Genomic DNA, 13492 nt, shown 5'->3' with positions numbered 1-13492 from the left:
GAGACGCACGGGATGAGGCGTGCGGTACCGGCGCCCGGGCCGGGGGCCGGGGCGTTGGAGGAGGGGACGGGAGTGAGTGAGGCCCGTGCCTACCAGCTGGGCGGAGTGATCACCCAGATCGAAGTGGCGGGCTCGTCACCGGGGTTGACGTACCAGTGGGGTGTGCTGCAGGAGTAGGTGATGGAGTCGCCCGCTTCGAGCCGGTGCCGGACGCCGTCGAGATAGACGTCCTTCACGCCCGAGAGCACGATGCCGAACTCCTCACCGTTGTGCCGGAAGGGGGTGGCGCTGGTGTCGTGGCCCGGCTGGGTGACCACCCACAACACCTCCAGCGCACCGTTGAGCGTGGGGCTGAGCAGTTCGAAGCGGTCGCCGTCCGCCGCGTCCGAGCCATGGAAGTCAAGGCTGCGGCGCTCATGCGCACGGACCACCGGGCTGACCTGCTCGGCGAGATGGAACAACCGCCCGATCGCGACGTCCAGGCCGTGCGCGATCTGCACCAGACTGGCGAAGGAGGGATTGCCCTTCCCCCGCTCGACCTGACTGATCAGACCGGTACTGATACCGGACCGGCGGCTGAGCTCGTCCAGGGTCAGACCGGCCTGCTTGCGCAGGGCCTTGATCTGCAGACCGACCGTCGCGGCCATCACATCGAGATCCGGCCGGCCGCCCGGCATCGGTGCGTCGGTGTCGTGCACGGTTTCCGCCTGTCCCTGGGGGATGCTCACCTGCGACATATTGAAGACCTTCACGATGGTGAAAACAAGCCCTCAGGTCCAAACTTCGATGCCGGGCCGACATCCCACTGAGAACCAGCAGCACAGGTCCACTTGACGACGATGTGGGGCACGCCCTGTCGAGCCGCGCGTGATCCCCCGCATCCGCGGCCTTCAGCCCGGGCACGCAGGATCACGTCGCGCGTACAGGCGCTGAGTGCCGCCCTGGTAGACACGCGGTCGGCGTGCGGTCAGAGGCTGTCGGCGTCTGTGACGCCTTCTGCGCCGCCCCACCCGGCGTGCAGACGTGCGGGCGCTGCTGCCGGTGAAAGGGACGATGCGTCACAGGGCACGCGTCACCTCCGCTCGTCACCGGTTCCGCCGGATCGACGGTGACGGGGCCCGGTGCGGTGACCGTCCTCGTCCTCGTACCAGACGAAGCGTTGCCACTCCTGGTCGGTCAGGAGCACGGCCGTCCCGTCGTGCCGTGGGCCGTCGACTGCGGCCGCACACCCCCTCCGACCACCGTCGGCGAGCAGGGTGACCGGGTCTCGATGGCCTGTGTCGACGGCACCGTCGCCGGGGGTACGTGCCGCAGCGGTGGCTCCGGCCGTGCGCAGGGTGGCGAGCCTCACCGGGCGGCGGGCAGGGGGACGGAGGCTTCGACGGGCCATGCGATGTCCGGTCGACCGCCGGAAGGAACGCGGTGAGGGGGCTTCTGACCGTCTGTCAGTGGCCCTTGAACGCCTCCTCCAGCCACCAGGACCCGTGATCGGCGGTGACTTTGGCATCGATGAGCAGGGGCGTTGAGCGTGGCCCGGCCGCCCAGTCCCGGACGGGTTCGAGGTCCGCGAGGGTGCGGACGGTGACCGCTTCGAAGCCGTAGCCCCGGGCGATGGCGGCGATGTCGGTGGGCGGGAACACGACCGTGTCCAGGGGGAATTCGCCCGGGGCGAAGTGATGGACCTCTGCCCCATAGGCGTCGTCGTTGTAGACGACCACCACCATCGGCAGGCCCAGGCGGCGGACCGTGTCCAGTTCTGCGGCGCTCATCAGCGCGCCGCCGTCGCCGAGGGCGGCGACGGGCAGCCGGTCGGGCCGGGCCAGCGCCGCTCCGATCGCCGTCGAAAGGCCCAGGCCGATGGATTGGAAGGCCTGAGTGAAGCACAGGCTGTCGTGGTCGGGCACGGACAGGAACATGGAGGGGTAGCCCATGAAGTTCCCGGAGTCCACGCCGATCACGCGCTCGGCGGGCAGCAGGTCGTCCAGCGCGATGCTCAGGGTGCGTGGGTCGATGCGCTCAGGGCCGCCCTCGTCCTCGTAGGGCACGTCCCGCCAGCGCACGCGTGTGGCGATGGCCTCTCCGACGGCGGGGCTGCGGTAGCCGGGGCGCTGCCGTCCGCTCGTTTCGAGGGCGCGCCGTGCGGTGCGTTCGACATCTCCGGTGATGCCGAGGTGGACGGTGCGATGCCTGCCCAGGGCGGCGGGGTCGTCGTCGACCTGGACGACGGTGGCCTGCGGGCCGATCAGTCGGCCGTGCCGCATCGTCCACATGTTCAGCGCGCAGCCCCAGCCCACGATCACATCCGCGCCCCGCACCAGCTCCGCCGTCACGGGCGAGGAGAAGCCGCCGGACACGTCGATCGACCACGGGTTGTCGTGGAACAGCCCGCGGGCGACGGCAGAGGTGGCCAGGAGCGCGCCGTGCCGCTCGGCCAGCGCCGTCAAGGCGTCGCGACCGCGGGGCGTGCGCGCTCCCCGGCCCGCGACGAAGACGGGGCGCTCCGCGCGTTCGAGCGCCTGCACCAGCGCGGCGACGGCGTCCGGCTCGGGCTCGACCGGGGGCCGTTCGGGAGGCGGGGAGACCGATGTGCCGTCAGGGGCCTCCAAGGCCTGGATCTCCAGCGGGAGATTGAGCAGCACCGTACGGCGCTCGTGCAGGGCCCGGCGCACGGCGGCGCAAGCCTGCTCGACCGCGTCCTCGGCCGAGGTCACCCGCGTGCTGACCGCGCCCACCGCGTGGGCCAGCGCTTCCTGGTCGACGTAGAAGTTCGAGGTGGTCTCGGAGGTCTCCGCAGCGAGGACGAGCAGCGGGGTGCGGCTCTTCGCCGCCTCGCCGATGCCGGTCAGCGCATTGGTCAGTCCGCATCCCTGATGCACCGACAGCGCCGCCACCTTGCCGCTCATACGGGCATAGGCATCGGCCATGGTGGCCGCCCCGCCTTCATGGCGGGCCGCGACGAACCGGGCACCGGCCGCGACCAAGGCGTTGGTCAGATGGAAGTTGCCCGAGCCGACCACGCCGAAGACGTGGTCGACGCCGGCCGCTGCCAGGGCCCGGCCGACCGCTTCCGCTACCTTCATCCGTGCTCCACCAGTGCGAGCACGCGGGCGGGGGCGCCTGATCCGGTGACGATCGGCAGCGGTCCCGCCAGGACGACGGCACCGGTCGGTGGCAGCGCGGCGAGGTTCTGCAACTGCGTCAGGCCGTACTTTCCGCTGCCCATCAGGAAGGTATGACACGGGAAGGCCGGATCGAAGCCCGGTGCCTGACCGGCGTCGGTGCCCACCGTCTCGACCCCGAGGCCCATCACGGGCGACTCCTCGGCGACCCAGCGGGCACACTTCGCCGAGAGCCCCGGAGTGTGCGGGCCGTTCTCATCGGCGTTGAGGAACTCCTGCTGAGCCTGCGAGCGGTCGTCCCACCCCGTGCGCAACAGCATCCAGCCCCCGTCGGGCAGCGGCCCGTACTGAGCTTCCCATGCCTTGATGTGGTCGATCTCGACCAGGAAATCGGGGTTCGCGGCCGCCTCGGCGGAGAAGTCCAACACGGCTGCCGGGGCGACCAGTTGCTGCGCCGGTACGGATGCCACGTCGGCGAGGCCCTGCCCGGTGATCCAGTGATTGGGCGCGTCGAAGTGTGTGCCCGTGTGCTCGCCGCTGCGGAAGTTGTTCCAGTACCAGGCAGGTCCGCGGTCGTCGTAGCGGCTGATCTCCTCCAGTTCGAAGACCGCGGTCTGGCCGAACTGGGCGGGCAGTTGGAGCACCGGCGTGGACGACGACAACGGCGCCGTGAGGTCGACGACCTCGATCGAGCCACTGCGCAACGCGGACGTCAGCGCGGCGAGAACAGAGGGGTGGGACATCATGGCCTCCTGCGGATGGGGGCTGATCCGCGACGATCATAGTGCCGGCGCACGCGACAGAGAGGGCGGCACCAGAGGTACGACCGTCTTCAAGTGCAGCTTTCTGTTGTCCGTCCGAGGCAGGAAGGGATTCCGACAGCCACCGACGAATGGCCGGAGTCCGGTCTCGTGCGGTGGCGGGCGGCCACGAGAGGTCCTGGCTGGGCGAGAAAGTCCGCGCGGCGTTGGAGGATCCTGCTGGAGAACCGCTCCGGGGGGAGCGAGGAGAGGTGCGATATGCGCAGAGCGCCAGACATCAGGCACAGAGGCAGAGGCAGAGGCAGAGGCATGGTGACCGTCACCGTGCTGGCCACCCTGCTCACCGGCGCGGGTTGCGCCGCGGGCTCCGGGGGCACGGCGGACTCCCGCGACGAAGACGCCCCGCCGAAGACTTCTGCCGGCTCCCTCACCTGGGAGTTCGAGCACATCGCGGACTTCAGCGGGAAGATCACCGATGTCGCCGCCCTGGCCGAAGACGACGTCTGGGCGGTGGCCACCGAGAACGACGGTGAGTCCAGTGCCCACCTCCTGCACTACGACGGTACGCGGTGGAAACGCGAGCCCCTGCCCGAAGCCCTCGGGTCCAGCCTCTACCCGCCCGCCCTCGAAGAGATCGGTACGAAGACGCTGTGGCTGCGGCCTCACACCGCTGACGGCGCGTCCGGCGTGAACCGCTGGGCCCAGTGGGACGGGACGCGCTGGTCGTCGGTGCCGAGCCCTCCGCCCGGCAGTGCCGATGACTTCGAGGCCACGGGCCCGGACGACATCTGGACGCTCGACGCCGGCGAGCAGACCGCCCACCACTGGAACGGCACCCGCTGGACCGCTGGCCGCCTCCCCTACGGAGCCGCCGACCTGGCGATCGCCGGACCGGCCGACGTCTGGGCGGTCGGCAGCCGCTCCACGGGTCCAGGCACCGACATGGGCACCGGCGAGGGCTACAGCCAGCCCGCCTCGATGCACTGGGACGGTACGTCCTGGAAACCGGTGGACACCCCGCAGGCCCACTTCGACGACCCCGTCCCACCGGAACCCGGTGCGGTCCTCAGTCAGGTCTTCGTCCTCGACGGCGGTGAGATCCGCGCGTACGGCATCAACACCTTCAACCACGGCGAGGTCGACGACGAACCCGCGGACCAGTTCCTCAGGCTGCGCCGGGACGGCTCCACGTGGGTCGAGCAGGAGCCCGCGCCGGGCGGTTGCGCTCAGCGCACGCCGGTCGCCCAGGACGACAAGGGCCTTTTCCTGGACGGCAATTGGTACCTCACGGACGACGGCACATGCGTGAAGATCCAGCGCCACCGTCTCCCCCTGTCCACCGGAGCCCGCAAAGCATCGAGCCAGTCACTGTGGCTCGAGGAGATCCACCGGGTGCCCGACACCGGCGAGTGGCTCGGTGCCGGACACGTCCAGGTCAACCAGTCAGGTGACCCCTTCGGCGCCCCCGTCGTCGTACGCCTGAAACGGGGCGGCTGACCTCCACCTCCTCGACCACCTGACGCCGGCGGACGTCGGCGTCGGGCTTCACCAGGGCCGTTGTCGGGCGCTGTCCGGTAGGTGATCGCCCGTCAATCAAGGATCTCGACGTACCCGTCGGTTCCGTGCACGCGGATCCGCTGCCCGTCCCTGATCAGCCGGGTGGCCTGCTCCACGCCCACGACGGCCGGCAAGCCGTACTCCCGGGCGATCACCGCGCCATGCGTCATCAGGCCGCCCACCTCCGTCACCAGGCCCGCGATCCCGACGAACAGCGGCGACCAACTGGGGTCCGTGAACGCCGTGACCAGGATGTCGCCCGCTTCGAGATCGGCCTCCGCCATGTCGAGAATGACGCGGGCCCTCCCCTCGACGGTCCCGGCGGAAACCGGTACGCCGACCAGGGCACCGGCCGGTACGTCGTCACGCCGGTACGCCCCGGTGAGGGCCTCACCGTCCGAGGTGAGCACCCGGGGCGGCGTGAGCGCGTGGTAGGACCGGAACGCCTCCTTGCGCTGCTGGATGAGCTGGTCGTCCCTCTGGTGCGAGCGCACCATGTCACGGAGTTCCTGGAAGGTGAGGTAGAAGGCGTCCTCCTTCTCAGGAAGCACGTCGGCCTGCACCAGACGCTCGGCCTCCGCCAGCAGGGCCTGCTTGTAGACGAAGTAGCGGCTGATGATGCCGTACTTGGGGTACTCGCGGTACCCGATGAAGGTTCTGACCCGGTCGATCATCCCCTTGACCTCGTCGGCCTTCCGCTCCCCGTCCGACAGGGCGCGCAAGCGCGACAGCACGTCCTCTTCCTTCTGCTGCGCCTTCTGCCGGCCTTGCTCGAAGCGCCTCCCGGCGGCGCCCGGCTCGAAGTTCCTGACGTTGTCGAGGATCACGGGCACCAGCGTGCCGGGGCGCTCGCGCCAGCGTGGCCTCGTGATGTCGATCTCGCCGACGCAGCGCATGCCGTACCGGTCGAGGTAGGCCTCGATCGCGTCGCGCGCCTCGGTCCCGCCCGCGAGCTTCGCCAGGTCGTCAAGGAAGTCATCGCCGTCGACGCCCTGCAGGAACGCCACCACCTCCGGCTGCGGGCGGATCACGTCCGCGACGTCGAGCAGCGCCAGGCCCATCTCCGACGTGATGTTGTCGGGGGCGGACAGCGTCAGCGTGTCAGCCACGTTCTTCTCGCCGAGCCACTCCTGCAGCGTGTCGTTGAGCCACCACGTGGCCTCCATCCCCGCCATGATCGCCTGAATGCTCAGCGGATCACTGAGCACCCGCTTGTGCTCCTCGAAGGCCTCCAGCAGGAAGTCGAACAGGGCCGGTCCGGTCTTCGTGCGGATGTCGCCCTCCAGAGCGGCGACGGACGCGCGGCTGCGCTCGATGAGCTCGGCGACGACGGCCGGATCGGTCTCGATCGGGGCGGGCGCGGCGCCCGCCGACCTGCCGCCGGGGCCCGCGTCCGGGAGCGACGGGACGAAACCGTCGCGGTCGAGGACGGTCTCCAGAGCGTGCCGGATCAGCGGATCGCCCTTCCCCATGGCCTCCAGGAGGCCGGCGCGGCTCGCGGGCGCGGCCAGGCGCCGGGTGACGTCGACGAACAGCCTCCCGCCCGCCTCGTGCATCGGCACCATCGCCGTCAGCTGCCACATGGAGAATCCCAGGGGCTTCATGGGGTCGGTCATCATCTGCCCATGCCCGACGGAGACGTAGACGTGGTTCTCCTGGTCGTCCGCCTGTGGAATGGGGAACAGCGTCGTGATCGGCCGGCTCTGCACGATCTGGAAGCCGTCATCGACCAGGCACCATTCGATGTCCTGCGGACGGCCGAAGTGCGCTTCGATCCGCCGCCCGAGCCGCACCAGCCGCACGGCCTGCGCATTCGTCAGCGCCGGCTGTCCCTGCCGCTGCGCCTCGATGGCCACTTCCTGCGTCCCGCCGGCCGGCAGGGCGTGCACGGCACGCTGCTTGGCGGCGATCGCCTTGTCCACGACTTCGCCGTCCCGCACCTTGAAGACGTCCGGGTTCACCAGGCCGGAGACCAGGGCCTCGCCGAGGCCGAAGCCGGCGTCCACGGTGGCGACCCTCCGGTTGCCCGTGACGGGGTCGGCCGTGAACAGGATGCCGGACGCGTGCGGGAAGACCATCCGCTGTACCACCACGGCCATGTGGACCGTACGGTGGTCGATGCCGTTCCGCCGGCGGTAGGCCACGGCCCGCTCGGTGAACAGCGAGGCCCAGCACCGGCTGACGTGCTGGAGAATCGCCGTCGGCCCCACGACGTTCAGGTACGTGTCCTGCTGGCCGGCGAAGGAGGCCGTCGGCAGGTCCTCCGCCGTCGCGCTGGACCGGACGGCGTAGGCGGCCTGCTCGCCGTGCCGGGCGAGCGCGCGGGTGATCGCCGCCGCGAGATCGCCCGGCACGGCGACCGCTTCGATGGTCCGGCGGATCTGCGCACTGAGCGTGCGGATCGCCTCCCGGTCGTCGGGGTTCAGGCGCGACAACCGGTCGAGCTGATCGTCGATGGACGGCGTTTCCGCCATGATCCGCCGGAATGCCTCCGTCGTCACGCAGAAGCCACCCGGCACGCGGATGCCTTCGATCCTCGACAGCGCGCCCAGGTGCGCGCCCTTGCCGCCGACGACCGCGACCTGCGTCCCGTCGATGTCTTGAAGATCCAACACGTACTGCTCCATCACTGCGTAACCTCCGAGGCAGCCGTGCTGCGTTGCGCTGCGGTGGCCGGTCGGGTGACCGGCACCTCCCACTCCGTCGAATCTCTTGTCAGGGGCGTTCTCGTCCCGGGCCGCCCTCCCTCTGACACGTCGGCCGACAGCCCCGCCCGGGCGAGCGGCGCGCACCCCCCTACCACCGTCCTGAGCGCCGGCGGCCGCACTGCCACGCCCACCACTGATTCGACGTCACCGCGTCCCCCATACGTCGACACCACACGCACGCCGTGCTCCTCTTTCCCCAGGTTGTGACCTCGGCCGACGATTGTGCGCCACCACCAGGGCCTTGCCGCAAGCCCCCCAGTGCGCTATACGTTGAGAGTGGCGGGGAGAGTGACCTCCCTGCCTTTGTCTTTGCTCGCGGTCGCCGCCTCGTGGACATCGCGGCTCAGGGCAGCTCTTGGCTCCGCATCAGGTCGATGAGGCCAGGAGGCGGAACGCAAGGATCGTGATCAGAAAGCTGGACGCCAGGGCGGTGACGAGCTGCCCGCGAACACCGGTCAGGGCTCTGCCGAGCAGTGCACCGCCACCGGCGAGGAGCAGTTGCCAGCTGGCGGACGCGGCGAAGGCGGCAAGGACGAACACGGCTTGCTCAAGGTGGCTCGGAGCCGACGAGGCTTGGCCGCCCAGGACCAGCGCCACGAAGTAGATCACTGTCAGTGGGTTCATCATCGTGATCCCACAGAGCCCCAGATAGGCGCGGGCCGCGCTGACCGGCACCCCCTCGTCCGCCGGGGAGGGCGCGTGGCGTCTGCGGTACTTCCTCACCGCCGCGGCACCGCTCCGGGCCGCGAGGGCGACGAGCACCAACGCCGATGCCCAGCGCAACGGCAGCAGTACCGGCTGGATCGTGTGGGCGAGCGCTGAACCCCCGACCTCCGCGATCAGGGCGTACAGGCCGTCTGCGGTGGCGACCCCGAGTGCGGCACAAGCGCCGATCTTCCATGCCGTCCGCGCGGTGAGAGCCACCAGATATGTCGCGACAGCTCCTACCGGCATGGCGATGCCATAACCGGCAAGGAGCCCCGCGACGAGCGCGGCGATCACGACCGCACGGGAATCGGCCTCCGCGTTCGCTGGGGCTGCTGCTGAACCCGCCCGCGTCGAGCGGAGGGAGCCGGCGGCAGAGAAGCGTCGATTGCGGTCATGAACGGATACTGCGAGTCGCGCCCCCTCCCGTGCAACTCAATTCCCCGTCCTCGGTCCCGCCCGAGAATCCTTGCCCGCCGAGTGAGGAGGTTTCGGTGGGCGGAAGACCTCGGCCGAAGGCGCAGGTCACGGAAGGCCGGACGATACTTTCGAGTGCCACGGCCGCGCCCTGCAAATGCTTGCTCCTCGGGATGCGCGAGGCACGTGGGCAAGTGCCTCGCACCAATGGTCAGTCGGTGGTCGACTCCAGGGCCAGGACGTGCTCGAGCAGGGAGATCAGGACCTCCTTGCCGGACTCCCGGTCACGCACGTCGCACAGCATCACCGGGGTGTCGGTGGTGGTCAGGTCGAGGGCGCGCGCCACCGCGCCTTGGCTGTGCGTCCGGATGCCGTCGAAGCAGTTCACGGCGACGATGAAGGGAATGCCGCGGCTCTCGAAGTAGTCGATGGCGGGGAAGCAGTCCGCGAGACGCCGGGTGTCGGCGAGGACGACCGCGCCCAGGCAGCCCGTGGCCAACTCGTCCCAGACGAACCAGAAGCGGTCCTGGCCCGGGGTGCCGAAGAGGTAGAGGGCCAGGGTGTCGCGCAGGGTGATGCGGCCGAAGTCCATGGCGACCGTCGTCGTGGTCTTCGTGGCCACCCCCTCCAGGCTGTCCACCGGGCGTGAGGCCTCGGTGAGGGGTTCCTCGGTGAGCAGCGGGCGGATCTCGCTGACCGACTCCACCAGCGTCGTCTTCCCCACGCCGAAGCCGCCGGCGATCAGGAGCTTGAGAGCGGTGAAGTCGGCGGGCGCCGCGTGCGCGGCGCGGTCAGAGTGCACGGAGGCCATCGATCACTTCTCGCAGGAGGTGGGCGGAGGGAGGTTCTTTCCCGGCGGCGGTGGTCTCGGGCGGGGTGATGCGGATCAGCCCCTGGGCGGTGAGGTCGCCGAGCAGGACGCGTACGACGCCGAGCGGCAGGCCCGAGTCCGACGCCAAGTCCGCTACGGGGCACGGCCCTTGGGCGCACTGCGCCAGCAGGCGGCGCTGCTCGGGCGGGATCGGGCCGCGCGGGGTGGCGGACGTGGCGCGGACGATCGCCATCAGGTCGAGGCGTTCCGCTCCGTTGTCCGTGCGCGCGCGGCCCGCCGTCATCGCGTACAGGCGGACCAGCGGGCCGGCCTCGTCGTCGTAGCGGTCGGCCCAGGGGTCGGGGTCCCGGTCGGACGCCTCGGGCGTCGGCCGGCGGCGGCCGGGTGGCAGGTCGGTCACGGCGTCCCGCCGTCCGGCGTCGGGGCGCCGTCCGTCCGCACGGGTACGGCGAGGTGCTCCCGCACGCGCTCGACCAGCAGAGCCATCTCGTACGCCACGAGGCCGATGTCGGCGTGCCCGTCGGTGAACACCGCGATGCAGGACCCGTCGCCCGCGGCGACCACGAAGAGGAAACCGCCGTGGAGCTCGACCATCGTCTGGACGACGCCGCCCGCGTCGAAGTGACGGCCCGCGCCCTTGGCGAGGGAGTGGAAACCGGAGGCGATGGCGGCGAACCGCTCGGAGTCGTCACGCCCCAGGCCGCGGGAGGCTCCGACGCACAGGCCGTCGGTGGAGAGCATGACCACGGACCGGACCTCCGCGACACGCTCGACGAGGTCGTCGAGGAGCCAGTCGACACCGCCCGCGCCGCCCGTGCCGTGGTCGTCTGCGTGGTCACCCAGGTTCGTGACGTCGAAGGTCGGGGTCATCGGTTGCGGGATCCTTCTTCGGTCGCGTGATGGGGGTGGGGCGCGGCATGCGAGGCGCCGGACGTGCCTGCGGGGCCGGGCGGTGTGCCCGGCTCGCCCTGAGCCGCGGACGCGCGGCGCCGGCCGGAGCGCAGGGATGCCATCGTGGCGCGCGCGGCCTCCGGGGACCGGACGGCCGGGGCCTGGTCCGGACGTGAAGCAGTGCTCGTGTTCTCGTCGTCGCGCAGTTCGGGGGCGAGGCTGGCCTGGCGCACCCGGCGCGGCAGACCGTCGTCGGAGTCGGGGCCCGAGGGGGCTTCCGTCGAGCGGGCGGGCAAGGGTGGCGCCGACCGGGGGGCCGCGTGGCGGGCATGAGTGGGCTCTTGGCGGGGGGTGGTGCGGACGAGCGGCGGCTCGGGCTCACCCTCCGGTCGGGGCACCGGTTGCTGTTCGGGGTGCTGCGATGCCGGCACGGGAACGGCGAACGGAGCAGGGGCCGGTTCGTGACCGGACTCCAGCGCCGGCGGCTCCGGCAGGGGCCGCAGGCCCGGGTGCGGTGCCTCCAGGAGCTGCTGCGGAACGAAGACGACGGCGGTCACACCGCCGTAGACGGAGCGGCGCAGGGTGACGTCCACCTGCTGGCGCTCGGCGAGGCGGTTGACCACGAACAGGCCGAGCCGGCGTGAGTCGAGGAGGTCGATGTCCGTGGCCCGGATCTTCTCGTTGGCCGCGGCGAGCGCCTCGTCTCCCATACCGAGGCCGCGGTCCTCGATCTCCAGGACGGCACCGGCCCCGACCTCCTCGCCGCGCACCACCACGGGGGTGTGCGGCGGGGAGAACGCGGCGGCGTTCTCCGTGAGTTCGGCGATCAGGTGGATCAGGTCGGCCACCGCCGTGCCGGCCAGACGCAGGTCGGGTATGTCGTGCAGCTGGACGCGGTCCATGTCGGCTGTCTCCGCGATGCCCGCCCGTACGGCGTCGATCAGCGGGACGGGGTTGCGCCAGGCACGGCCGGGAGCGGAGCCGGACAGGATGAGCAGGGACTCGGCGTGGCGGCGCATCCTGGTCGTCAAGTGGTCCAGACGGAACAGGTCTTCCAGGTCCGAGGGGTTCTCGGTGCGGCGTTCCATGGCGTCGAGGAGCTCCAACTGGCGGTGGAGCAGCACCTGGCTGCGGCGGGCGAGGCTGACGTAGACGCCGGAGACTCCGGTGAGGACGGCGGCGCGTCCCGCGACGGCCCGCAGCGCGGCTCGCTGCACGGTGGTCAGCGCGGCGCCGACCTGGCCGATCTCGTCCCGGATGGGGGTGCGGGCGAGCGGGGCCTCGGCTTCGAGGTCGAGGTCGTCACCACTGTGGATGCGGCGGATCGCGGCGGGCAGCCGGGTGGCGGCGAGTTCCAGAGCGGAGTTCCGCAGTCCCGTGAGGTCGTCGACGAGGCCGCGCCCGATGCGTACGGAGAGCAGCAGCGAGACGACGACACCGAGCAGGCCGAGGGCGACGGCGAGGCCCGAGCTGCCCAGGGTCGCAAGGGAGTACGGCTTCGTGTCGGCACCCGTGTCGATGGCGGCCCGCTCCGCCGCGGCGAGTCCGGCCAGGGTGTGTCCCACGTCGGTGTGCCACTCCCCTGCCGGTACGGCGGAGACGGCCCCTCCCTGACCGGCGTCGAGGACGGCGTCCTGAGCGGCGGCGAGTGCGGTGGCGCTGCGGGACGCGAGGACGGCGCGGTAGCGTGCGGCGCCCTCGGCCCGGAGGTCGGGCACCGCGGCCTTGGTGAGCCCGCGCTGCTGGGCGACGTCGCCGATGAACACGCGGTACTGGGCGGCCGACATGGTGCCGCGCGCCTGCGCGGCTCCGAGCACGGCGTCCTGGCGGCTCAACGCCTCGCGCGCACGGGCCAGTTCGAGGACGGTGCGGGTGTGGGAGGCGCGGTCGGGGCGGTCCGCGGCCGCCAGCCCCGCGCGCACGACGAAGGCCCGGTCGACGGCCGTGCCGTAGCCGGAGAACACAGCGGCGGAGTCGTGATGCGTCCCGCGCTGCGCGGGGAGGGACCCCGCGCTCTTGAGCAGAGCGCTGATCCGGTCGGGCAGCTGGCTGTCGAGGGCCGCGAGATCGGTGCTGCTGGAGCGGATGCCCGCGCGCAGGGCCGTGACGGCCCTGTCCGTGCGGGACCGGGCGGCGTCGAAGGCGCGGCGGGCGGACGGGCCGGGAGCGGCCCGGTATTTCAGGGCGGCGGCACGCTCGTCCTGGACCGCGGTGGTGAAGTCCGCGACCGGTTTCACCAGGGCCGAGTTGATCTGCCGCAGCTGCTCGGTGGACGAGACCTGCGACGCGGTGGTGACGGCGGCGTGCCCCCACAGGGCCATCAGGGAGAGGACCGGCACCGTCAGCAGGGTGACGACCTTCGCTCGGATCGACTTGGGGCGCCACCGTTCGGGCAGCGGAAAGCGTGCGGGCATGACAGGGATCTCCTTGGCGGTGCAGGAGTGTTGAGGGCGCGCGCGGTGGCGTTCGGCCCGGGGAACGGCGGCGGCGAAGGCGCGAGGC

Annotated in this window: 10 protein-coding genes; 1 reads left to right on the top strand and 9 read right to left on the bottom strand. The window is 71.2% G+C overall.

Features of this window, described 5'->3' with window-relative positions; genetic code table 11:
* Positions 1-89 precede the first annotated feature (89 nt).
* From ACFC96_RS10340 to ACFC96_RS10330, 3 genes are all read right to left on the bottom strand, one after another.
* The gene (locus ACFC96_RS10340) at positions 90-728 is read right to left on the bottom strand and encodes a helix-turn-helix domain-containing protein (protein WP_376227409.1); all 639 of its coding nucleotides are present in this window, start codon (positions 726-728) and stop codon (positions 90-92) included.
* Positions 729-1445: 717 nt separating this feature from the next.
* On the bottom strand, positions 1446-3080 hold the full coding sequence (locus ACFC96_RS10335; protein WP_376611388.1) for a thiamine pyrophosphate-binding protein: 1635 nt from the start codon (positions 3078-3080) through the stop codon (positions 1446-1448).
* Positions 3077-3862, bottom strand: coding sequence for a cyclase family protein (locus tag ACFC96_RS10330; protein ID WP_376611386.1), 786 nt, complete (start codon positions 3860-3862; stop codon positions 3077-3079). The genes ACFC96_RS10335 and ACFC96_RS10330 overlap by 4 nt, the downstream gene beginning before the upstream one ends.
* A gap of 327 nt (positions 3863-4189) precedes the next feature.
* On the opposite strand from ACFC96_RS10330, the gene ACFC96_RS10325 reads away from it, so the two are divergent.
* Complete coding sequence (locus tag ACFC96_RS10325; protein ID WP_376611385.1) at positions 4190-5377, top strand: hypothetical protein; 1188 nt, start codon at positions 4190-4192, stop codon at positions 5375-5377.
* Between the two features lie 92 nt (positions 5378-5469).
* Here the strand turns inward: ACFC96_RS10325 and rph are convergent, their stop codons facing one another.
* From rph to ACFC96_RS10295, 6 genes are all read right to left on the bottom strand, one after another.
* A complete protein-coding gene (gene rph, locus ACFC96_RS10320; protein WP_376611383.1) occupies positions 5470-8064 on the bottom strand; it encodes a rifamycin-inactivating phosphotransferase in 2595 nt (864 codons plus the stop codon).
* Positions 8065-8511: 447 nt separating this feature from the next.
* Entirely contained in the window at positions 8512-9147 is a 636-nt protein-coding gene (locus ACFC96_RS10315; protein WP_376611381.1) for a LysE family transporter, read from the bottom strand.
* Positions 9148-9478: 331 nt separating this feature from the next.
* Positions 9479-10078, bottom strand: coding sequence for an ATP/GTP-binding protein (locus tag ACFC96_RS10310; protein WP_376611380.1), 600 nt, complete (start codon positions 10076-10078; stop codon positions 9479-9481).
* A complete protein-coding gene (locus ACFC96_RS10305) occupies positions 10059-10499 on the bottom strand; it encodes a DUF742 domain-containing protein (protein ID WP_340459240.1) in 441 nt (146 codons plus the stop codon). Before ACFC96_RS10305 ends, ACFC96_RS10310 begins: the two co-directional genes overlap by 20 nt.
* Entirely contained in the window at positions 10496-10969 is a 474-nt protein-coding gene (locus ACFC96_RS10300) for a roadblock/LC7 domain-containing protein (RefSeq protein WP_376261320.1), read from the bottom strand. The genes ACFC96_RS10305 and ACFC96_RS10300 overlap by 4 nt, the downstream gene beginning before the upstream one ends.
* Entirely contained in the window at positions 10966-13404 is a 2439-nt protein-coding gene (locus tag ACFC96_RS10295; RefSeq protein ID WP_376611378.1) for a nitrate- and nitrite sensing domain-containing protein, read from the bottom strand. Before ACFC96_RS10295 ends, ACFC96_RS10300 begins: the two co-directional genes overlap by 4 nt.
* Positions 13405-13492: the final 88 nt, after the last annotated feature.

The sequence above is a fragment of the Streptomyces sp. NPDC055955 genome (genome assembly GCF_042270245.1).
Lineage (GTDB): Bacteria > Actinomycetota > Actinomycetes > Streptomycetales > Streptomycetaceae > Streptomyces.
Note: the sequence above shows the minus strand (reverse complement) of the source record. Positions and strands in the feature narration are given on the sequence as shown.

Excerpts from the sequence above, each read along its gene's own strand:
- ACFC96_RS10335 (WP_376611388.1), bottom strand. The coding sequence starts at position 3,080 with ATGAAGGTAGCGGAAGCGGTCGGCCGGGCCCTGGCAGCGGCCGGCGTC.
- ACFC96_RS10330 (WP_376611386.1), bottom strand. The coding sequence starts at position 3,862 with ATGTCCCACCCCTCTGTTCTCGCCGCGCTGACGTCCGCGTTGCGCAGT.
- ACFC96_RS10325 (WP_376611385.1), top strand. The coding sequence starts at position 4,190 with ATGGTGACCGTCACCGTGCTGGCCACCCTGCTCACCGGCGCGGGTTGC.
- rph (WP_376611383.1), bottom strand. The coding sequence starts at position 8,064 with ATGGAGCAGTACGTGTTGGATCTTCAAGACATCGACGGGACGCAGGTC.
- ACFC96_RS10310 (WP_376611380.1), bottom strand. The coding sequence starts at position 10,078 with ATGGCCTCCGTGCACTCTGACCGCGCCGCGCACGCGGCGCCCGCCGAC.
- ACFC96_RS10300 (WP_376261320.1), bottom strand. The coding sequence starts at position 10,969 with ATGACCCCGACCTTCGACGTCACGAACCTGGGTGACCACGCAGACGAC.
- ACFC96_RS10295 (WP_376611378.1), bottom strand. The coding sequence starts at position 13,404 with ATGCCCGCACGCTTTCCGCTGCCCGAACGGTGGCGCCCCAAGTCGATC.